At 65.1% G+C, this 20857-nt stretch carries 23 protein-coding genes and 1 tRNA gene; 11 read left to right on the top strand and 13 right to left on the bottom strand.

Annotated features, from left to right (window positions below):
• The first annotated feature begins 90 nt into the window (after positions 1 to 90).
• Entirely contained in the window at positions 91 to 477 is a 387-nt protein-coding gene (locus NO363_RS04980; RefSeq protein ID WP_256687308.1) for a DUF5820 family protein, read from the top strand.
• A 48-nt stretch (positions 478 to 525) separates the two neighbouring features.
• The gene (locus tag NO363_RS04975) at positions 526 to 975 is read left to right on the top strand and encodes a UPF0179 family protein (protein WP_256687307.1); all 450 of its coding nucleotides are present in this window, start codon (positions 526 to 528) and stop codon (positions 973 to 975) included.
• Here the strand turns inward: NO363_RS04975 and NO363_RS04970 are convergent, their stop codons facing one another.
• The 3 genes from NO363_RS04970 to NO363_RS04960 form a co-directional block, all read right to left on the bottom strand.
• Entirely contained in the window at positions 976 to 1806 is an 831-nt protein-coding gene (locus NO363_RS04970) for a M14 family metallopeptidase (protein WP_256687305.1), read from the bottom strand. It lies immediately after the preceding gene.
• Between the two features lie 54 nt (positions 1807 to 1860).
• Positions 1861 to 2388 (bottom strand): DUF309 domain-containing protein, encoded by a 528-nt coding sequence (locus NO363_RS04965; RefSeq protein WP_256687303.1) that lies wholly within the window; start codon positions 2386 to 2388, stop codon positions 1861 to 1863.
• A gap of 66 nt (positions 2389 to 2454) precedes the next feature.
• Positions 2455 to 2736, bottom strand: coding sequence for a hypothetical protein (locus NO363_RS04960; RefSeq protein ID WP_256687302.1), 282 nt, complete (start codon positions 2734 to 2736; stop codon positions 2455 to 2457).
• 127 nt (positions 2737 to 2863) lie between these two features.
• On the opposite strand from NO363_RS04960, the gene NO363_RS04955 reads away from it, so the two are divergent.
• Positions 2864 to 3724, top strand: a complete 861-nt coding sequence (locus NO363_RS04955; RefSeq protein ID WP_256684385.1) for an IS5 family transposase — start codon at positions 2864 to 2866, stop codon at positions 3722 to 3724.
• A 118-nt stretch (positions 3725 to 3842) separates the two neighbouring features.
• Positions 3843 to 3926 (top strand) — tRNA-Leu (locus NO363_RS04950).
• Between the two features lie 75 nt (positions 3927 to 4001).
• On the opposite strand, the gene NO363_RS04945 is transcribed toward NO363_RS04950, so the two are convergent.
• On the bottom strand, positions 4002 to 4271 hold the full coding sequence (locus NO363_RS04945; protein WP_256687301.1) for a DUF8072 family protein: 270 nt from the start codon (positions 4269 to 4271) through the stop codon (positions 4002 to 4004).
• 98 nt (positions 4272 to 4369) lie between these two features.
• Here NO363_RS04945 and NO363_RS04940 point away from each other — a divergent pair, with 98 nt between their 5' ends.
• Positions 4370 to 5512 carry a DUF63 family protein gene (locus tag NO363_RS04940; protein ID WP_256687299.1) on the top strand — a complete coding sequence of 381 codons (1143 nt, stop codon included), beginning with the start codon at positions 4370 to 4372 and terminating at the stop codon, positions 5510 to 5512.
• A gap of 236 nt (positions 5513 to 5748) precedes the next feature.
• Here the strand turns inward: NO363_RS04940 and NO363_RS04935 are convergent, their stop codons facing one another.
• Complete coding sequence (locus NO363_RS04935) at positions 5749 to 6855, bottom strand: IS630 family transposase (protein ID WP_007738580.1); 1107 nt, start codon at positions 6853 to 6855, stop codon at positions 5749 to 5751.
• A 146-nt stretch (positions 6856 to 7001) separates the two neighbouring features.
• Positions 7002 to 8732 (bottom strand): YcaO-like family protein, encoded by a 1731-nt coding sequence (locus NO363_RS04930; RefSeq protein WP_256687294.1) that lies wholly within the window; start codon positions 8730 to 8732, stop codon positions 7002 to 7004.
• A gap of 127 nt (positions 8733 to 8859) precedes the next feature.
• Here NO363_RS04930 and glyA point away from each other — a divergent pair, with 127 nt between their 5' ends.
• Positions 8860 to 10104 (top strand): serine hydroxymethyltransferase, encoded by a 1245-nt coding sequence (glyA, locus tag NO363_RS04925; RefSeq protein WP_256687293.1) that lies wholly within the window; start codon positions 8860 to 8862, stop codon positions 10102 to 10104.
• A 204-nt stretch (positions 10105 to 10308) separates the two neighbouring features.
• On the opposite strand, the gene NO363_RS04920 is transcribed toward glyA, so the two are convergent.
• On the bottom strand, positions 10309 to 11082 hold the full coding sequence (locus NO363_RS04920) for an SDR family NAD(P)-dependent oxidoreductase (RefSeq protein WP_370525584.1): 774 nt from the start codon (positions 11080 to 11082) through the stop codon (positions 10309 to 10311).
• 126 nt (positions 11083 to 11208) lie between these two features.
• Here NO363_RS04920 and NO363_RS04915 point away from each other — a divergent pair, with 126 nt between their 5' ends.
• Positions 11209 to 12102, top strand: coding sequence for a bifunctional methylenetetrahydrofolate dehydrogenase/methenyltetrahydrofolate cyclohydrolase (locus NO363_RS04915; protein WP_256687292.1), 894 nt, complete (start codon positions 11209 to 11211; stop codon positions 12100 to 12102).
• A gap of 9 nt (positions 12103 to 12111) precedes the next feature.
• Here the strand turns inward: NO363_RS04915 and NO363_RS04910 are convergent, their stop codons facing one another.
• A complete protein-coding gene (locus NO363_RS04910) occupies positions 12112 to 12786 on the bottom strand; it encodes a lamin tail domain-containing protein (protein ID WP_256687290.1) in 675 nt (224 codons plus the stop codon).
• A 155-nt stretch (positions 12787 to 12941) separates the two neighbouring features.
• Positions 12942 to 13658, bottom strand: a complete 717-nt coding sequence (locus NO363_RS04905; protein ID WP_256687288.1) for a DUF7117 family protein — start codon at positions 13656 to 13658, stop codon at positions 12942 to 12944.
• 169 nt (positions 13659 to 13827) lie between these two features.
• Between NO363_RS04905 and NO363_RS14150 the strand changes: the two genes are divergently transcribed.
• A complete protein-coding gene (locus NO363_RS14150; RefSeq protein ID WP_370525590.1) occupies positions 13828 to 14262 on the top strand; it encodes a DUF7528 family protein in 435 nt (144 codons plus the stop codon).
• Here NO363_RS14150 and NO363_RS04900 read toward each other — a convergent pair.
• On the bottom strand, positions 14250 to 15638 hold the full coding sequence (locus NO363_RS04900; RefSeq protein ID WP_256687287.1) for a glycosyltransferase family protein: 1389 nt from the start codon (positions 15636 to 15638) through the stop codon (positions 14250 to 14252). The two genes, NO363_RS14150 and NO363_RS04900, sit on opposite strands and share 13 nt — an antisense overlap.
• Positions 15639 to 16070: 432 nt before the next feature.
• Here NO363_RS04900 and NO363_RS04895 point away from each other — a divergent pair, with 432 nt between their 5' ends.
• Both NO363_RS04895 and NO363_RS04890 read left to right on the top strand, forming a co-directional pair.
• Positions 16071 to 17105 (top strand): amidohydrolase family protein, encoded by a 1035-nt coding sequence (locus NO363_RS04895; RefSeq protein WP_256687285.1) that lies wholly within the window; start codon positions 16071 to 16073, stop codon positions 17103 to 17105.
• Between the two features lie 25 nt (positions 17106 to 17130).
• Entirely contained in the window at positions 17131 to 17634 is a 504-nt protein-coding gene (locus NO363_RS04890) for a universal stress protein (protein ID WP_256687283.1), read from the top strand.
• Here the strand turns inward: NO363_RS04890 and NO363_RS04885 are convergent.
• A complete protein-coding gene (locus tag NO363_RS04885) occupies positions 17631 to 18548 on the bottom strand; it encodes a biotin--[acetyl-CoA-carboxylase] ligase (RefSeq protein ID WP_256687281.1) in 918 nt (305 codons plus the stop codon). The two genes, NO363_RS04890 and NO363_RS04885, sit on opposite strands and share 4 nt — an antisense overlap.
• Positions 18549 to 18948: 400 nt before the next feature.
• Positions 18949 to 19566 (bottom strand): ribonuclease H family protein, encoded by a 618-nt coding sequence (locus NO363_RS04880; RefSeq protein WP_256687279.1) that lies wholly within the window; start codon positions 19564 to 19566, stop codon positions 18949 to 18951.
• Between the two features lie 89 nt (positions 19567 to 19655).
• Here NO363_RS04880 and NO363_RS04875 point away from each other — a divergent pair, with 89 nt between their 5' ends.
• On the top strand, positions 19656 to 20576 hold the full coding sequence (locus NO363_RS04875) for a DMT family transporter (protein ID WP_256687277.1): 921 nt from the start codon (positions 19656 to 19658) through the stop codon (positions 20574 to 20576).
• Between the two features lie 19 nt (positions 20577 to 20595).
• Here the strand turns inward: NO363_RS04875 and NO363_RS04870 are convergent, their stop codons facing one another.
• Positions 20596 to 20853 (bottom strand): hypothetical protein, encoded by a 258-nt coding sequence (locus tag NO363_RS04870; RefSeq protein WP_256687275.1) that lies wholly within the window; start codon positions 20851 to 20853, stop codon positions 20596 to 20598.
• Positions 20854 to 20857 lie beyond the last annotated feature (4 nt).

The following is a 20857-nucleotide window of genomic DNA, read 5'->3' as shown; positions in this document are numbered from 1 at the left end:
CCCTACTTATGCCATATTCCTCCCGAAGCCTCCGTGTGCGACGCCCGCACCGACCGCCGAGGATTTGGGCGCTCGCCACCGAGAGCGCCCATGAGCGAGTTCGACGCGCTGCCCTACTCGTGGACGATCTGGAACGAGAGCGCCGACCAGTGCATCCTCGTCTTCCGCCCCGACATCTTCGACAGCCACGAGTTCCCCGCACCCTGCCTGCCGACGCTCTATCTGACCCACGGCCAGCGCTCGCGCCGCCCCGGCAGCGAACTCGATCCCGACCCGACCGATCCGTGGATCGTCACGCTGTTTCTGGAACCGGAGGTCAACCGCGATGCCGACCACTACGATGCCAGGACGGACGCCGTCGACGGGACTATCGGGCTCGCCGAACGGTTCGCCGACGGCGAGATCGACTATCGGGAACTCTATCAGGTGCCTCGCGAGGAGTACTTCGAAAAACTCGACGAACTCACGGGGGAGTGATGCTGCCGAGACGTGTTTCTTATTCACGTTCGCAGCGTAGCGCGGACCATGTCACAGGTCACGCTCGTCGGCACGCGCCTCGCCGATGTCGGCACCGAGTTTGTCTATCAGGGTGAGGCCAGCGCCTGTGAGGGCTGTCCCTACCGCGAGCAGTGTCTCAACCTTTCTGAGGGAACGAAATACCGCGTCACGAGCGTTCGCGAGAACACCCAGACGCTCGAATGTGGCGTCCACGATACAGGGGTGCGCGCCGTCGAAGTCAAACCTGCGCCCGTGATGGCGAACGTCTCGCCGAAAAGCGCCTACGCGGGCAGCAAGGCGAAACTCGACGGCCCCTGTCCCCACACCGGCTGTCCGAGCCACGAGTACTGCGAGCCGGCTGGCGCGGCGTTCGACACCGAGTACCGCATTCAGGAGGTCATCGGCGACCCGCCACACGACTACTGCCATCTCGATCGCGAGCTCTCGCTCGTCGAGTTCGCACCCGCCGAGGAGTAGCTACCGCGGCGTTTCCGGCCGGTCGCGCTCGTCGCCGGCGGCCGACCCACCCAGCCGTCCGTCGAGCTCCGCGGCGTAGCCGAATTCGTTTTCGTAGCCATAGGGCGACATCAACACGGGATAGAACGGTTCGTTGGCGACGAGTTCCTCGCCGTCGATCGTCGCGTAGGTCTCGCCGGCGGCGACGCGCTCGAAGTTCGTCGCCGGGACGTCGTAGGCGTCGGCCGCGCCCTTCGGGATGAGATGGGTGAGTCGGTACAGCGGCACGCCCTCGTCGTGTGGCTCGCCACCGGGGAGCGCGCCGAGCGCCGCGAGGAACTCCTCGGCGATCGTGCTGGCGTGCTCGGTGGCCTCCGCAGAGCCCTGATAGCCACATTCGACCTCGACGACGGGCGCGTACTCGATCAGTCGCCCCTCCGTGAACGCGCTCGTGTCGACGGCCGCGTCGAGAGTGAGATAGGGACAGATCGACTGGGCGAGCGCCAGAGTCTCGTCGGCGAGAACGGCGAAAGTACCAGTATAGGACTGGGTCGAGTGCATCGAGAGGGTCGTACAGCCCTTGAGCTCCGCCAGCAGGGCCGCCGCAAGCCGCTCCTCGTGGGTGTCGGCGTCGGGATCGCCCGGGAACACCCGATTGAGATCGGCGTCGGTGTAGCGCACGTCACGGTCGAGCGCCTCCTCGTTGGCGACGATACATTTGACGGGTCGCTCGACGTCGGGATCCCGCTCGATGAGCTGTTCGACCGCGCGCACGCCACACGGCTCGTCGCCGTGAATGCCACCGACGACGGCGATCTCCGGTTCGCCGTCGCCCAACTGCTCGATTCGCATCTATCCACACTACTCACCCACCCTTTTTGAGTGCCGCGGTACTCAGATGGGCGGTCAGTCGAGCGCCGTCACGTACGCGAAATCGACCGGGCGTGCCGTGGGCGACTCGCCGTCGAGACGGATCATCCAGCCCGCCAGCACGCTCGGTTCCTCCAAGGCGTTCATCAGGGTCATGCGAACGTCGAGTAGATCGACCCCGTAGAAGTCGTTCGGCACGCCGACGAAGTAGTCGAGCGCCGTCTCGAAGAGCGAACGCATCCCCGCGTTATCCTCGAAGTCGAAATGCTTGTGCGCGCCCGCCGCGACCTGGACCATCCCGTGGAGGAACTTCGATTCCGTGTTGCCGCGGCCGTAGTTATACCACTCCGCCTCGAAACAATCGTGCGAGTCGTGGAACTCGCCCGCATTGTAGAGGCGCACGCCGTGATCGAGCGCTCGCCGGAGGGTGGCATGTTCCCACTGGCCGCTCGCGGATCCTCCAGTCCGCTCGCCGTCGGCGGCAGTAGTCGCCCTGTCCGCTCGCCAGCCCGTCGGATTTCCGTCGGGTGGCTCCACGGATGGGTCACGAGTGTGTTCGTCCATACCGGAACGCAGGGGTCACGATGGGTAACTTCGTCGGCGCTCACCCGGTGTCTCCGATACCTCGAATCAGCCACGCTGGTGGACGATTATCACCCCGGCGATGACAGCGAGGACCACGATGACGGGGACGTGCCACTCGTTTGTGACGACTGAGGGAGCAATGAATGAGACGAGAAGCGCGACGACGATGCCAACGATGGCCGCACCCGAGACGGGTTCGAGGTCGAGGTCACCGTCGTACAAGGTCGCCGCTGCGAGCGCGAGAAGGCCGATTCCGAGGGCGGCCCACTCGTCCGGCGAGGAGAGCAACCCGTGTGGGATCCCGAAGATACCCCGTGGCGGTTCCATTCGGCGCGACTGGGCACCGAGTGGACTTAATCGTAGCGGCGATCGGTTGGAGGGGCCGTGTTTAATCGCTAGACAACGTCGGATCAGGTCGCCAGAGTGACGGAGTTGAAGCGGAAGACGGCGAAGTATGTCAACGCAAATCTTCCGCTTCACCGAACGTGTTGTCTTCGCCGTCAAAAGGGTTGCCGATGATTGGGACGAACCCGCCGCCCCGGAAGGTGGCGGCGGGTTCACCGATGCAGCGATGATATCCATCCACTGTCTCCGGATTTATCTCGATACAACCTACCGGATGACGATCGATGTGTTGACGGAAATGCCACGAATATCGCGGGAGATCGGCCTTGAGCCGGCCGATCTCCCGCATCCATCGACGTTATGTCTCGCTTTCGATAGAATTGAGATGGCGGTCTGTCGAACACTTCTCCAGCAGTCTGCGCAGTTTCATAACACTGGGCCGATCGGAGCGATCGACGCTACGTTCTTCGAGCGCTCGCCTGCGAGCCGCTCGTACTGCAACAAGACGAAATACGAGGTACAGGGCCTCAAAGCCACGAAACTTGTCGATGCAGAAACAAACGTCATCCTCGATTTGCACTGTACGACCACCAGAGAAGGAAGTGACGCCGACATCTGCATGCAACTCGCCCGCCGGCAGGCGGACGAGTTGCAGATCCTCACTGCTGACAAAGGCTACGACTGCACGTGGCTGCGTGAGTACCTCCGTGAGGATCTTGACCTCCGACCGTTGATCAAGCACTGCATCAACAAGCCCTACGATCACGCCCACAACGCCCGAATTGACGACGATCTCTACCACCAGCGCTCCATGTCAGAAACCGTCTTCTCCTCGGTCAAGCGCTCGCTGGGCGTCGCCCTGCGAGCGCGGACATGGTATCGAGAATTTCGTGAGATCGCGTTGATGTGTGCGGTGTACAACATCAAGCAGGCCGCAAAACAGGAAATTCCACTTCCGTCATGCGATTAAACACGGCCGTTGGAGGCCATTCGTACTCGTGTCGATTCTTATCAATATCCGGTGCTATCGTCGTGGTCACCGCCGTCCGCAACGCTTTACCGCTCGCCACAGCCAAGGAAGACTGCGTGCGAGGGTAGCCAAGTCTGGAAACGGCGGCGGATTCAAGCTCCGCTCCTGTAGAGGTCCACGGGTTCAAATCCTGTCCCTCGCACTGCGTGCCGTATCGTGCGGCACGAAAAGTGCGGGCAAGATGGAGCGTCTTGCCCTCGCAACTACTGTCTAAGAATCACTCGGCAGGTTCGACTGCGACGATTGCACCGACTTCCTCGAAGCCGCCGTCGTCGCGCTCACGACCGACGACGACCTGGTCGGTGTTTGCGCCGCCGGCGACGATGCGGTGTTCGCGATCCCCGTCGATCGGCGTGGCGACCCCCTGGAACTCTTCTTGGAAGAACTCGGCGCTCTGCATCTCGAAAGTCGCCGTCGAGTCGTCGGCGAAAGTCACGTGGACGGGATCGGGTGCGATGTTGTGGATCCGCTTCGCGAGTGTGTTCATCGTCGGAGGGAGGCGGGGCGTGGCCGTAAAGCCATCCATTGCCGGGAGCGACGCGTCCAATCGGAACCGTCAAACGGCGGGCGTGTACCCACCAGAACATGGCTTCGATAGCGGACCGGGTCGACCCCGTGCGGGCGTGGCTCGCGGCGGCCGTCGCGGGCGTCCTCGCCATCGCCGCCGGGGCGCTCGCCTTCCCGCGGGCAATCTATACGAACTTTCTCTGGAAATACTTCTGGGGGCCGATCGACGCCGACGCCCACAACGCCCTCTGTGCGGTCCGGGCCGATGGAGTGGTCCGCCGCTTCGGCGAAAGCGAGACCTGCCGTGCGGCCGCGGCGCAGGGGCTCACCGTCGCCGAGCCGGGCTACACGCTCGTCTCCGAGGCCGGGTACGCCGTCGTCCTGCTGTTCATGCTCGCCGGCGTGCTCCTCCTGGTGCGCCGACTCGGCATCGGCACCGACAGGCGGCTCTTCTTCGCACTGATCCCGTTCACCCTCTTCGGCGGCGCGCTCCGGGTGGTCGAGGACGCCAACGACGCCGTCCCTGCCGACGCGACTGCCGCCATCTCCTATCCCGCGAACGCGCTCATCATCAGCCCCGTCATCTATCTCACCGTCTTCGTCGTCACGCTCGCGGCTATCCTCCTCAGCCTCCGGCTCGCCCGTCGCGACGTCATATCCGAGTTCGAGCCGGCGCTCGCCGGGATGGGCACGGTCGCGCTCGTCGTGACGCTCGCCTACCTCGCCTTCCTCTCCTACTCGACCGAGTTCGTCGCCTTCTACCCGCAGATGCTCGTGCTCACGCTCGGCATCGCCTCGGCGCTCGCCGTCGGCATCTACTACGCCATCGACCGGCTCGCACCCGCCCTGAACGCCGGCACGGGCCTCATCGGGCTGGCGATCCTCTGGGCGCAGGCGGTCGACGGCGTGGCGAACGTGCTGGCTTCGGACTGGGCGCAGGCCATCGGGCTCCCCTTCCAGTACAGCGCGAAACATCCGATCAACGCCATCATCGTCGGCGCTACCACCACGGTCTTTCCGCCGTCGATCATCGACGTCATCGGCGACTCCTGGCCGTTCCTGCTCGTGAAACTCGTCCTCGCGACCGGCGTCATCTGGCTGTTCGACGAGACGATCTTCGAGGAGAGCCCGCGCTACTCCTACCTGCTGATGCTCGCGGTGCTCGTTGTCGGGCTCGGGCCCGGCACACGCGACATGCTCCGGGCGACGTTTGGTATCTAGAGACCACCTTTTTACTTCACCCCCGTTGCTCGCTCACTCCGCTCGCTCGCAAGGGGGTTCGCAAAAATCTGGACCAAAAACACCCACTCGTTCGTTTCACTCACTCGCGGTGAACCGCGCTCACTCCGCTCGCGCGGATGCTACCGCTCTCCACACCCGCTCCGCACCGCAGAAGCCCTCGGCTCCTCGTGGTTCGAGAGAGCTTCGCTTTCTCGTCATCACGAAAGGCGCGATAGTCATTTAGATAACTTCTGAAGATACGGAGCGAGGAATTTCTCGATCCATGAAACGGCGAAACTCAGCCGATCAGTGAGGCGGTCGAACAGATCGGTGACGAGAGCGCGGAATTCCTCCGCGCTCTCGACGATCAGTGGCGAGGCTTCCCAGCGCAGACTCTTCCAAACCGGCTCGATCGGGTTCAAATCCGGCGAGCCAACCGGAAGGAACACCAAATCGATTCCTAGCTGATGCGCGCGCCTACGCGTGTACGGACAGATGTGCGAGGAGAAGTTGTCCAAGACGAGCAGAATCCGCTTGCCCGGATTCTGCTCGCGGATCCGTTCGAGACACGCACAGATCTGTTCTTTCTCCTGATTTTCGGGGAAGCTCACCACGCTCTCGCCGTTGAGTGCGTAGAAGCCGACCGTTGGTTCGTCGTGACGAACCAGCGGTCGAGTGATGTGGGGATCATCGACGTAGTACATCCGCTGTGAATTGTCCCACGGCTGTGGATGGGATGTATCGAAGAATCCGAGGATAGTACCGCCGTCCGTACAGATATCGTCGTCAACGACCCAGCCTTCCTCATCATCACTGTCCTGTTTGTTGTGTGGCTCATCGGCGTCCTCGTCGAACGCGTCTCCGACGCGTTCTTCGAGGATCCCCTCGGCGTTCTCAGGTTGAGAGGGACGCTGTGTTCGTGGAATCGCACGTGAGAGACCAAGCTTTTTGAGAAATCTTCCAAGGTGAGCTGGATGGTACTCAACGTCGAACTCTTCGTTGAGGAGGTACTGGATCTCCTGTGATTTCCAGGGTTGACCCTCTCGCAAGAGTTCGAGCAACTGTTCCTGCTCGTCCTCGCCGAGCTTCGGGGGCCTGCCGCCCCCGAAGTTCGGCGTGAGGAGACCGAGTCCACCCTCATTCCATCGTCGTACCCAGCGAGTCGCAGTCGCAGAGGACCTGCCGACGTCGTCGGCAGCGTCCTCAAGAGTTGCGCCTTTGTAGAGTCGCTTGACGAACGTCAGTCGCTTGCTAACTTTTCCGTCGTCGGTTTCGGCGAGTAGTCGATCGAGATCGTCTTCACTGAGATGTCGGACGATTTCCTTGCGACGATCTCCACTCATGAGATCGCTGTCTCACGCGATCTTCATAACTTTCGCTAGGGACTAAGCGCCTTTCGAACGACTTCGCTCGGAGCCTCGCCCTTCACCCGCCAGGACCGCACGGCAACCGCACCGCTGCCGCCACCACGCGGCAACCACCAGCCGACTCAGGGATACGGATGGAACGCGCGGTCGAGTCGCGGTGCGAATCCGAGCGCCTGCGGCACCTCGCTGGCGCGCTCACCAAAGAAAGCCTCGTCGGTGAACAGCGGCTGCGCGCCGGGCACGAGCACGCTCACGGCCTCGAAACCGATCGATTCGACGTCTCTCGGGGTGAGTCGCGCACCGTAGACATCGAGTCCCGCTTCGGTTACGCGATCGACCAGCACATCGAATGCGTCCTGGCCCGTCGGCACCGTCTCCGGCCCGACGCTCGCCGCCGGAACGCGGCTCTCGACGGCGAAAAAGTCCGCCGCCGGGCCGGGCGTATCGGCGTACTGTCCGATCTCCCCCTCGGCCTCGGTGGCCTCCTCCGGGCCCATCGCGCGCAGCTCCATCCAGCTCTGGAGCGCCTCCGCGAGCGCCGACCGCGCCACCTCGTCGGGATCGAATCCCGCCGCCGACCCGACCGCGAACCGTGGCCACTCGTCGCGCTCGACGGCGACGGCGACCACCGGAACGTCGACGTCCTGCGTGAGCAATACGGGTGTCACGGTCAACCCCTCCGATCGCGCGCGCCGAGCGAGCGTCTCGAACCCTTCGTCGTCGACCGCCAGTCCGAGCGGCTCGTACGTCGAATACCACGAGAGCATCGCCGCATCGCGCTCGACGACTTCCGTGAGCCCCGAGAGGAGTGCCTCGGTACCCGAATTCCCGAGTCCCAACCCCGTGGTGATCGACGGCCCGTGGCGATGGTCCGGCGGCGGGAATTGGACGAACTCCGCCGGCAGATGGACCGACTCGCCGGTCGCGAGGTCCTCGCCGGGAACCCACGGAATCGACGCCGTCGCATCCGTCTCCGCACCTTCCGGCAGTGCGAACGACGACGGCGGGATGGCCCTCTCGATCTCCGCGGACGTGCCGTGTTCGAACGCCTCGGTGCGATAGACGCCGGCGCTGTACCGTTCGAGCGCCTCGCCGAGCGCCTTCATGAACGCACGATCCCAGTCGGCGGCGACACCGGCGGCCTCGCTCGCCGCGCTCGCATCGCTGAATCCCGCCGTCTCGCCCACTCGCGCGAGATAGTACGGTGCGGGGAAGGAGGCGATCTCGCCGACCTCGGTGACGATGCCGACGCGCTCGTCGAGGGCGGCCTCGGCCCGTCCGAGTGCATCGTCGAGCCCGCGATCCTCGTACCCGCGTCGAAGCTCTCGATCCCGTTCGCCGGCACAGTCGCAGTTCGGCACTGCCAGGAGTCGTCGCTCGGCGTGTGGAAGTTCGACGACCCCACCCATGACAGGCGATCGCTCGCCCGCAAGCAGTCGGCTGGCCTCGTAGCCCGCGCGTGCGCCGGCCAGCCGGGCGGTCGCGGGGTCGGTGCTCGGCTCATCTGCTTCGTCCTCGTCCGCGCCGTTCGTGCTATCCGTGCTGTCACCACTCGCCGCGACGCGCGCTTGCAGACAGTTATAGCAGGCCGTCTCGGGACCGAAGCCGGTGATGGAAGCTTCACAGACCGCTTGGCCACCGATGCCACCGAGCTCGACTGCGAGCCACGGCGTCGCGCTCTCGCGGGCGAGCTCGTTCGCTTCCTCGAAGATCACCGCGCCCGCGGTATCGGCGACGATCGCGAGGTCCGGTTCGGGGATAGCGTCCGGGTCGATTCGGTTCGTTTCGGTGTCGTCGAGTGCTGTCTCGATACCTTCGACGGCGGGACCGGAGCCGACGATGCCGACGTTCATGGCCGAGCCACGCACCCCGTCGGAAAAGACCCGGCGTTTGCGGTGGCGGCGGTTTTGCGGCGGCCGGCGGTCGTGCTGAGCGTTGCCGTACCGATACTGTATTGATGATGGGGCCGAGAACCGGGGTATGGAGTACGAGCACGTGCGCGAGACGGATCCGGCAGTCGCCGACGCGCTCGCCGGCGAGGTCGACCGCCAGCGCGAGACGCTGACGATGATCGCGAGCGAGAACCACGTCAGCGAGGCGGTCATGGAGGCCCAGAGCAGTGCGCTCACCAACAAGTACGCCGAGGGCTACCCTGGTTCGCGCTACTACGGCGGCTGCGAGTACGCCGACGAGGTCGAACAGCTGGCCATCGACCGCGCGAAGGAGCTCTGGGAGGCCGAGTACGTCAACGTCCAGCCCCACGCCGGCTCGCAGGCGAACATGGCCGTCTACCACGCCGCGCTCGAACCCGGCGACAAGATCCTCTCGCTCGACCTTTCACATGGCGGCCACCTCTCACACGGCCACCCGATGAACTTCGCCGGGAAGGTCTACGACGTCGAACATTACGAAGTCGACCCCGATACGGGGCGCTTCGACTTCGACGAGATCGAGGACCACGCCCACGAGTTCGAGCCCGACATGCTCGTCACGGGCTTTTCGGCCTACCCCCGCGAGATCGACTGGGAGCGCTTCCAGGCGATCGCCGATGCGGTCGACGCCTACCATCTCGCCGACATCGCCCACATCACCGGTCTCGTCGCGACGGGAGCCCATCCCTCGCCCGTCGGCACCGTGGACTTCGTCACCGGTAGCACGCACAAGACGATCCGTGCGGGCCGCGGCGGCATCGTGATGGCCCGCGAGGAGTACGGCGACGACATCGATTCGGCGATCATCCCCGGCATGCAGGGCGGGCCGCTGATGCACAACGTCGCGGGCAAGGCCGTCGGCTTCGGCGAGGCGCTCGATCCTGGATTCGACGACTACATCGATCAGGTCGTCGAGAACGCCCAGGCGCTCGGCGACCGCATGCAGGAGCACGGGCTCTCGCTCGTTTCCGGCGGGACCGACACCCACCTCGTACTCTGTGATCTGCGCGATTCCCACCCCGATACGACTGGCAAGGAAGTGGAGGAGGCACTGGAGGAGACCGGTATCGTCCTCAACGCGAACACGGTGCCCGGCGAGACCCGCAGCCCGTTCGTCGCCAGCGGGATTCGTGCGGGCACGCCCGCGCTCACCACCCGTGGCTTCGACGCCGAGGCCTGCCGGGAGGTCGCCGACTGCATTGCGCGCGTCATCGATGCCCCCGACGACGAGGGCGTCCGCGAGGAGGTCTCGGCCGACGTGGACGCACTCGTCGATCGTCACCCCCTGTACTGACGCACGTTCAGCGACTGTTTTCCGTCGGCAGCGGATCGTTCCGGATATCGAAACGAGAGAGAACCCCTATTCCGACCAGCATCATCTGCCGGCGATACAGTCCTCGTCGGAACGACACTCGTGAGTAACCGGTAGCTCGGGTGACGCAAATAATAGCGAATTCGTGTTCGCCCGCTCGGTGCTGTACGGCCCGATCCGTGAGGGTTACTGGGCGACCAGTCCGCCGTCGACCGCGAGGGGGTGGCCCGTCACGAACGAGGCTTCGTCGGAGCAGAGCCACGCGGCGGCGTTGGCGATCTCTGCGGGATCGGCCATCCAATTGAGTGCCTGCGCCTCGGTGACTGCGTCGACGGCCTCGGTGGAGTCCTCGCTCGCCTGCTGCTGCATCGGCGTCTCGACGACGCCCGGACAGATGGCGTTGACGCGAACGCCCTGGCCACCGTACTCGACTGCGGCGGTCTTCGTGAGCCCGACGACACCGTGTTTGCTGCCGGTGTAGGGTGCGCTACCGCTGGCGACGAGCCCGCCGATCGAGGCGGTGTTGACGATCGCACCGCCGCCGCTCTCGACCATCGCGGGGAGTTCGGCCTTGAGACACTGCCAGACGCCCGTGAGGTTGATGTCGATCACCTGCTCCCAGTCCTCGACCGAGACGTCGGCCGTCGGCGCGTACGACGGGCTGATGCCGGCGTTGTTGTGCGCGATGTCGAGCCCACCGTAGGTGTCGACGGTCTCCTCGACCATCGCCTCGACCGACGACTCATCGGAGACGTCGACGTCGACGAACGTCGCCTCGCCGCCGTCGTTCTCGATCCGTTCGACGGTCTCCTCGCCGCCCTCACGGTCGACGTCGGCGATGACTACGCTCGCGCCCTCGGCGGCGAAACGCTCGGCCGATGCACGGCCAATGCCCGAGCTCGCGCCGGTCACGATCGCGACTGCGTCCTCGAATCCGCTCAAACTGGTACTGTCTGCCATCGATACTGAATAAGCGTTCAGTATATATCATGCTTTCGATCCATCGTATCGGATGCATCGGGAGCCGGTTAGGCGTGTGGATCACTCGACCCGAGTGTTGATTAGTGCGGCAATCCGCTGCCCTCTATGACGAACGTCATCGACGGCAACGCCGTCGCCGACGGGATTCGCGCCGATCTCGAGAACTGCGTCGACACGCTCGACGATGCGGGCGTCACGCCCGGACTCGCGACGGTGCTGGTCGGCGACGACCCCGCGAGCGAGACCTACGTCTCGATGAAACAGCGCGACTGCGAGGAGATCGGGATGAACGGCATCCACGTCGAACTCGATGGCGACGCCGCACCCGACGAGCTGTACGACACGATCGACGACCTCAACGACGATTCGAGTGTTCACGGCTATCTCGTCCAAGATCCGGTGCCCAACCAGATCGACTACCGCGAGGTCATTCGGCGCATCGACCCAGGAAAGGACGTCGACGGGTTCCACCCCGAGAACGTCGGCCGGCTCGTCGCCGGCGACGCCCGATTCAAACCCTGTACGCCACACGGCGTGCAGAAACTGCTCGACGCGGCCGACGTCGATCCCGAAGGGAAGGACGTCACCATCGTCGGGCGCTCGCGCATCGTCGGCAAGCCGCTCGCGAACCTCCTCGTCCAGAAGACCGATGGCGGCAACGCCACCGTCACCGTCTGTCACTCCCGAACACAGGACCTCGCCGAAAAGACCCGGCGAGCGGACATCGTCGTCGCGGCGGTCGGCGCACCCGAACTCGTCGACGGTTCGATGCTCTCGGAAGGCACGACGGTGATCGATGTCGGCGTCAACCGCGTCGATGCCGACACTGAGAAGGGGTACGAACTCGTCGGCGATGTCGAGTTCGACTCGGCGAAGGAGAAAGCGAGTGTCATTACGCCCGTTCCGGGTGGCGTCGGCCCGATGACGCGCGCAATGCTGCTCTACAACACCGTGAAAGCTGCGAGCCAACAGGAAGACGTCGACGTCTCCCTGCCGTAAGAAACCCGTTCAGACGGTCGCTTCGAGCACGACGGTACCGTCCGCGTTCTTCACCGTGACCTTATCGGGGCCCTGATAGTCCAGGGCGACCTCGTCGCGACCGACGTAGACGTCGGTATCGCTGTCATCGCCACTACCGGTGTGGACGGTGACGGGCTGATCGACGTCGAGTTGGAAACCATCATCGAAGGTATACTTCGCGCCGTCGCCGTAGGTGAGAGTGTAGCCCGAGAGATCGATCGTCGATCCGCTCGCGTTGATGAGCTCGACGTACTCCTGGTTGAGATTGTCCAGCGTGCTCGGCGGCTGCTGCCGAATCTCGCCGTACGTCAGACGCTCGGAATCGCGACCCCCGTAGTTTTCGTCGTCATCGTCCGTTTCCGACTCCTCGGTTTCAGTTCCGGTGTCAGTATCGGCGTCCGTTTCTGTGTCGGCGTCCGTTTCCGTTTCGGAATCAGTGTCGGTTTCGGTATCGCTGTCCGTCAGTTCGGTCCCACTCTCGGCGTTTGCTGCGGTGTCGGTTGCGGCCTCCGTGGCGGCCCCACCCTCCGTTCCCGTTCCGTTTCCGGAGCCGTTGTCGCCGCTCGAACCGCCACTACAGCCAGCGAGCACGCTCGTGAGCGTGATACTTCCCGCACCGTACAGAAACGTACGTCTCCCGAACCTATCCGTGCTATCAGACACACCTACTCTTAAGCAATACAATACTAAAAGGCTGTCTACTTATCCAGATCACTGCCTGTGCACGGATAGCAGGCGTGATGAGGGTTCTGCGCTGACATGGATACTGTCACCACTCAGCGGACGGTAATGAAACGATAACGCGGCTCGGTACCGACTCACCCGAGTCGTGAAAGGCGGTCGCGGGCGGTCACGAGCGAACTCTCGTCGCCCTCTCGAAGGTAGGCCCCCAGTTCGCGTGCGACGCGAACGAGGCGGTCGGCGGTTGCGGGCGGCACGTCGCCGTTGAGCGCCTCGATCCGTTTCCGGTGCTCGCCGAGCGTGCCGAACGCCGATCGCGCTGCCTCGTCGGGGTGGTCGTCGAGATACGAACTTACGTCGCTGCGGTACTCCTGGACGGCTTTCGCCGCGGCCAATCCGCGGGCCGTCCGCAGCGATTCCGGGACTTCGGCAGGTGTGGGGCGTTCGCCGCCGTCGACGCCGCCCAGTAGTGCAAGAAAGTACCCCTCCTCGGCGTCATTGGTTCGCATCGCGCGCGCGAGTTCGTCGGCGACCGCGCGGAGTTCGAGTGCGCCGACGTAGGTCTCGTCGAGCGGCGCGAGCTCGCCCGCGTCGATGAAGCCGTGCTGGCGGGCAAACGTCCGGCAATCCTCGGCGGCGCGTTCGGCCGCGGCGCGCACGTCTCCATCCCCATTGCCGAGCAGATTGCGCGCCGGCGAGAGATCGAGCGTGGCCGTGCTCGCGGTGTGCTGAGCACGATCGCCGACGCCGACGCTGTGCAGGCTGCCGCAGTTCGGGCAGTCCGGTGTCCCAGTCTCGTAGTACGACCACCGCGTCCCGCAGTCCTTGCACTCGCGCTCGCCACGGATGCGCATGAGCGTGGTAGAGCGGCCGGCCTCAAAAGCACGGGTATCCGCCGGACCACCGCTGATGGTCCGCGATCGACGTGCCGGGATAGCCGCTGGCGAACCACCGCTGAAACCGTCGGTAGGATTTAAGTCACTGTAGAGTCCAGAGTGCGTATGGCACGGAGTCAGCACGCTCCTGGTCGAGAAATTCTCCGGCGATGAGGTAACGGTTCGAACGACGGACGAAACGGTCGTCGTCTCGTTCGGTGGGCGCTCGCACGAACTCGATAGGGACACCGCCGCCTCGCTGCGCCGTGCACTCGACGGGGCGCTGACCGAGCGCCGGGCGTTCGTCCACACCGTCGGCACCCACCGCCCCGGTGGCTCGTACGTCGTCGCACGGCGCGATGCCGATTCGTCCGGCCACCGCAAAGTCTTCGACCACTTCAATGAACTGCGACAACTGTACGAGTCGCTACCCGAACGGTTCACCGCCGACGACGTCGAACGGTCAGGTCTCACCGGCAGTCGCCGCCACCTCGTGGTGCGCCATCTCGCCGAGCAGCCCGCGTTCGACTGCGCACTCGTCGCCCGGCAACCCCTGACCGGCGCGAAGGATCACCAGAGGTAGTTGCCGATCAGCTGCATCACGAGCGACTGGCCGAACACCGCCGCCGCGAGCAGCCCCTTCGCGCGCCACGTCGCGTCGATGCGATCGATGGCGGCCGCGACCGGGAGCAAGAGGAAGGGGTAGAGATACATCGCGCCGCGGGCGGTCTCGCCGGTGTGATAGACGCCCGCCGCGAGCAGTGCCGCGAACCCGACGAGGGCGACCCCGGCCATCACGAACGGCTCGCGCTCGCGGGTGTTCGTCGCGAGTCGTTGACCACCCACGTCCCTCCAGAGCGCGCCCAGCCCGTGTGCGACGAGCAGACACAGAAACGGCGTGAGGAACAGCGCGAGCTCGGCGACGTCCTCGAACCGGGTGAGGACGTAGCGCGCCGGCTCGGCCAGCAGCATGAACCCGCCGGGGTTCTGCTGGTTCGAGGCGATGAGAAAACTCTCAAGGTAGTTATAGCCGAGCGTTGCGTCGACGAGCAGGTAGAACCCACCGATCCCGATGACGATCCCCACTAGCGGGGCCATCTTCTCCCGCCGGAAGAACGCGATCCCCGCGAGCACGGGGAGCACGAAGACGAACAAGAATAGTTGAAAGGAAACGACGAGCAGCGGGACGAACGCACAGAGGGTCGTCCATCGCGACTCGCGGGTGAACAGATAGATCGTGGCGAGCACCAGCGTCGTGATGAGCGCGTCGAGCGAGGCCAGATAATAGATCTGTACCGCCGGGAGGAGCACGAACAACAGCGTGGTGTACCGGGCGACGCTCCGTCGGTAGTACGTCCCGATCAGTCGATAGAACAGATACGCCGAGGTCGGTAGCGAGACGAGCGCGACAACGACCGCGACGGCCGCACGCGAGCCGAACAGCCCGGCGAGAAACGTGAACGTGAGCACCGCACCCGGCGGATGGGTCTTCGCGTGGACGACGTAGGACAGCTGGTTCGCCTCGTAGCTCCCGACGAACGCGAGTGGATCGACGACCTGCGGCGCGAGCTGATAGTAGCCCTCGCGCGTGGCCAGCGGTGCGACGAACCCGTGGTTGATCCCGTGCAGCAGATTCGTGAGCACTACCAGCACGAGCCCGGCGACGACGATCGGCACGATGCTGGTGCCACCGCGACGGAGATACGCCACGGTCAGCGCGAGCACGACGACCGCGGCGATCAGTGTCGGTATCGCCCAGTCGGGACGCAACCGACCGATCCGAAACGCGAAGATGCTGACCGGCCAGAACTCCGGCACACCGCGGGCGTTGCCGAGCAACTGACCGTTGACGTACTTGAGAAAGACGTTGAAGAACACTACCGTCGCGGTCGTCACCCACCCGATGGCGAGGATCTCACGCAGCGAAAACAACGACGCACGACGCTGACCACCGGCCATCGCACCCAGATGTACGCGGGGGCCGTTAATGGCTTTCGTCCCACTTTTCTGCTCGGCGGGTGCGCGCGGAGCGCGCGACGAGTAAAAACCTGTTCTGCCGAACGAAGTGAGGCAGAGCTTGGAAGACGAGCGAAGCGAGTCTTCCAGTGGACTAAAAAGATCCGTTCACTCGGCCTTCGGCCTCGCTCACGGTGAACCGCGCTCACGTTCGTTCGCGCGGATGCGACCACTCCCACTACCGCACCACGACGACCACATTCCTCCCCAACCGACTCGCTCACTCGCTACGCTCGTTCGCTCATCCCTCGCGCAGTGTTCGCGCTCGATGCTCACTTCGTTCGCACACGAGCACGAGCGCGCGCCGACCACAATGGTGAAAATTTGAGCGCCAACGACAGTACGATTCAAGATGAACGCCGACCGAACGCGGACATGGAAATCGAGGGCACGATACTCAGGGGCCACGAGTTCGAGCCGATCGAGGGGCGCATCGTCGTCGAGGACGGCCGCATCGAAGCCATCGAGGAGACCGCGACCGACGCCGACCGGATCGTCTCGCCGGCATTCGTCAACGCCCACACCCACATCGGCGACTCGATCGCCAAGGAGGCCGGCGGCGGACTGAGCCTCGACGAACTCGTCGCACCCCCCGACGGGCTGAAACACCGCCTGCTCAGGGCGGCGAGCCACGAGGAGCTCGTCGCCGCGATGGAGCGCACGATCCAGTTCATGCACGACGGTGGGACGGCCGCCTTCTGCGAGTTCCGCGAGGGTGGCGTCGACGGTGTGCGCGCGATCGAGGACGCGCTTGCCGACGTGCCCGTCGACGCGACGGTGCTCGGCCGCGAGTCGATCGCGGCGATGGATGCCAGCGACGGGTTCGGCGCGAGCGGCGCACGCGACGCCGACTTCGCCGACGAGCGCGAGGCGACACGCGAGGCAGAAAAACTGTTTGGCATCCACGCCGGCGAGCGCGATGCCGACGACATCGACGCGGCGTTCGAACTCGATCCCGACTTCCTCGTCCACATGGTCTACGCCCAATCGGACCATCTCGACCGGCTCGACGAGGAGGGCTGGCCGGTCGTCGTCTGCCCCCGCTCGAACCTCGTGACCGGTGTCGGCCTCCCGCCAATCGCCGAGCTCGCCGAGCACACGACCGTGGCGCTCGGGACCGACAACGCGATGCTCAACAGCGCCTCGATGTTCCGCGAGATGGAGTTCACCGCGAAACTCACCGACCTCTCGGCCCACGAGATCCTGCGGATGGCGACGATCAACGGCGCGGCACTCCTCGACATGGACGTGGCCATCGAGACGGGCAACACAGCGCGGTTGTGCGTACTTGACAGTGACTCTCATAATCTCGCCGGCGCACGCGATCCGGTACGGGCAGTGGTCCGTCGGGCGGGCGTGAGCGATGTCGAACGGATGGTGCTCCCTGCCGATCCCGGTGCCAACAGTTAACACGAACTGGTGCGAACGCTGACGTATGTACGAGCGCATTCTCGTGCCGACCGACGGCTCGCCGGAGGTCGACACCGTCCTGGAGCATGCCACCGCCCTCGCCGCGGCGCACGATGCCGAACTCCACGCGCTGTACGTCATCAACACGGCAGGTTACACCGGGCTACCGGGCGATACCGCCATCGGCGGGCTGGACGCGATGATGAACGAGCAGGGCGAGGCGGCGCTCGATCGGGCCGCAGAGCACGCGGGCGATCGCCTCACCGAACGCGTCCTACTCGATGGCCGCCCGAGCGCCGAGATCGTCGACTACGCCGACGAGAGCGACTGTGATCTCATCGTGATGGGCACGCACGGCCGCGGTGGCATCGATCGTCTCCTCCTGGGAAGCGTCGCCGAGCGCGTCGTCCGTACCTCGGAAGCCCCCGTTCTCACCGTCCGCGTGCCGAAGCGTTCGAACGTCGACGATGCCGATGCTGATACCGATACCGATGCTGATGCCGGTGCTGACGCCGATACCGATTCTTAGGCGGGACGCAGGTGATCACAGTCGCCGGCGTGCACGCGCACCGGTCCGTCGTCGGTCGCGACGACGAGCGTCCCCGGAAACTCCACGTCGCGTGCCATCCCGACGATCGTCTCGTCACCGATCGTGACGCGCACCCGTCGATCGAGCGTGAGTGCGTGCTCACGCCATGCCGCAAGCGCTCCCTCCGGATCCGCACGGAGCGCAGCGAACCGTTCCAGGAGGTCCTGAACGAACGCGCGCCGGTCGATGTCGTCGACGTGGGCACACAATCCGGTCGCATCTTCAGGGAGTCCCGCTGGATCGACGTTGATGCCGATACCGACGACGACCCACGAGACACGATCGGCCTCGCCCTCCATCTCGGTGAGGATGCCCGCGAGTTTCGTTTCTTCGTCCCCGACGAGCACGTCGTTCGGCCACTTGATACCCGCATTGACGCCGTGCTCTCGGGCGATTTCTGTGACCGCGACCGCCGCCGCGAGCGTCAGCACGGGAGCGTGGGCCGGCGGCAGATCGGGTCGACAGAGCACGCTCAACCAGATGCCGCCGGGCGGCGAGCGCCACGCCCGGTCGAGTCGACCGCGGCCGCCGGTCTGTTCGTTCGCGATCACCGCGACGTCCGTTTCGCCCTCGGAGGCGAGTTCGCGCGCGCGAGCGTTCGTGCTCGGTAGACTGTCGTGATACTCGACCGTGAACGGGGCATCGAGATCGAATTCGATCGCTGGACCTCCGTAGTCGGGAATCTCGATCAACCGATAGCCGCCGTCGCTCTCGATCGTGAAGCCCGCCTCGCGCAGCGCCTCGATATGTTTCCAGACTGCCGCGCGCGAGACGTCGAGGCGGGCCGCGAGATCGGGTCCGGACACCGCCTCGTCGGTGATGGCGTCGAGCACCGCGCGGCGCGTTTCGTTCATGGACCGGCTACGATCGCCGACGGATAAATGATGGCCGATGGCGATTGCTGAAGCACGCGGCCGCCGGCCGCGGCGCGGTCGCGGTGCGGTCCTGCCGTCTCGGCGAGCGACGCGAGCCGAGGCTCAGGAGAGATTCTCTCCTGGTGGATGAAGGGCGAGGGGCACGAGCGAGGCGGAGCCGAGCGAGCAGCGAACGAAGTGAGCGTGTCCCGAGGGCTTCGGCGGTGCTGTGCGGTTGGCGGGTGCGGAGGCAGTGGTGATACGTCCGCGCGAACGCAGTGAGCGCGGTTCGCCGCGAGCGCCGCAGGCGCGAGCGGTTCTTTTTAGTCCAGGTTTTTGGTCGGGGGTTGAGCGCGCGAGTGAAACGAGCGCGCGATGCCCCCGTCTAAAAAAGTGGGTTTTAGTCACTCGCGGGGCGATCGGCGCGCGAGGGTGGCGGGATCAGCTCGTCGGTATCGACGGCGGTTGGAAGCACGCAGCGGTCCGCTTCGTCGTTGACGTGGCTGTACTGCTGTGGGGCGTTTGCGAGCGGATGGGCGGGGTTTTCGCCGCTCCGGATGCGTGCGACTCGGCAGTCGGCGAACCCGTGCAGGCGTGCCTGGATGCCGCGCCAGTGGTTGCTGGAGCGTTCGGGCACCGGGAGGGGGTCGTCGGGACGCCAGCCGTCGTCGGTGGCGAGCAGCGTTCGGTTGGCGTTGGCGGCGAGTACGTCGTGGTCGACGAGCACGCCGATGCGGGCATCGCGCGGCGCTCTGGCGGCGAGTACGTCGAGTCCGAGGTGGAGCGCGCGGTATTCGGCGACGTTGTTGTCCGGCGCGTGATCCGGCAGGGCGATCCGGGCGACGCGCTCGCCGTCGCGGGTTTCGATGACGACACCGAGACCGCCGCCCGTAGCTCGAAAGGAGCCGTCGGTGGCGACGTAGAACCCACGGTGGTGGGTTCGCGGCGGATGGGCGATGTGCGGGGTGGGCGAGTCATCGAAGAGATCACGTAATGTCGGCCGACCGTAAGCGGCCATGAAACGGATTGGCACCCTCGTGACTTAAGCGATACGGCGGCACGTGCCGAGAGCGAAACGTTCAGACGACGGCCAATCGGAGATCGGCCATGCGCTACCGCAATTTCGTCGCGTTCGTCGTTCTCGCAGGGCTGTGGGGCACCGCGTTCATGGCTATCAAGGCCGGACTGTCCTATTTCCCGCCGGTTCTGTTCGCGGCGTTTCGCTTCGATCTCGCCGCCGTCATCATGCTCGGCTACGCGGCCGTCGCGACCGATCGCCTGCGGCCACAGGGTACGAAAGAATGGCTGCTCGTCGCCGTCGGCGGCGTGTTCATCATCGCGGGCTATCACGCGCTGTTGTTCATCGGTGAGCAGAACACCACGAGCGCCGTCGCGGCGGTCATCGTCAGCCTCTCGCCGGTGTTGACGCCGGCGTTCGCCCGTGCGTTCCTCCCGAGCGAGCGCCTCTCGGCGGTCGGTGTCGTCGGTATCCTCCTCGGACTGATCGGCGTCGCCGTTTTGACGCGGCCGACGCCCGAGAGCCTCCTCGGTGGCGATCTCGTCCCGAAGGCGTTCGTCTTCGCGGCGGCCGTCTCCTTCGCGCTCGGCAGCGTCTTCACGGAGCGGGTTGCCGCGTCGCTGCCCGCACCGACGATGGAGGCCTGGTCGATGGTGATCGGTGCCGTCGTGTTACACGCCGCGAGCGCGTTCTCGGCCGAATCGCTCGCGGGCGTCGAGATCGCGGTGCCCGGCGTCGCGGCGCTCGTCTATCTCTCGGTCGGCGCGAGCGCGATCGGCTTTCTCATCTACTTCGATCTACTCTCCCGTCTCGGCCCGGTCGAGATCAACCTCGTCTCCTACGTCGCACCGGTGTTCGCAGCGATTACGGGTGCGCTCTTCCTCGGCGAGGTCATCGACGCCGTCACCGTCGTCGGCTTCGTGATCATCTTCGCCGGGTTCGTCCTCCTGAAACGCCGCGCCATCGCCGCCGAACTCCCACGGCTCCGCGCTGCTCTCTCCAACGAGTGAAAATCGACGACAAGTGCAGTCAGGTATCGTCGAGCGCGGCACGGAGTTCGATACGGCGGTCGGCATCGAGATCGGCCGCGAGATCGCTCGTGAAGGGGCTTTCGGCGAGCGTGGCGAACGCGCGCTCGGTCTTCTCGCGGATGCGATCGATGGCGGCCTCGATCTCCGTGACGGAGCTGTCGCGCTCGTCGGCGATCGTCACCGGGTCGGTGCCCGCCGCGAGCGCGGCCGCGACCGCGCGCTCCTCGTGGCTGAGTATCGACGGTTCGTCGGTCATGCTC

Origin of the sequence: Halococcus qingdaonensis (assembly GCF_024508235.1) — an archaeon.
Classification (GTDB): Archaea; Halobacteriota; Halobacteria; order Halobacteriales; family Halococcaceae; genus Halococcus; species Halococcus qingdaonensis.
Note: the sequence above shows the minus strand (reverse complement) of the source record. Positions and strands in the feature narration are given on the sequence as shown.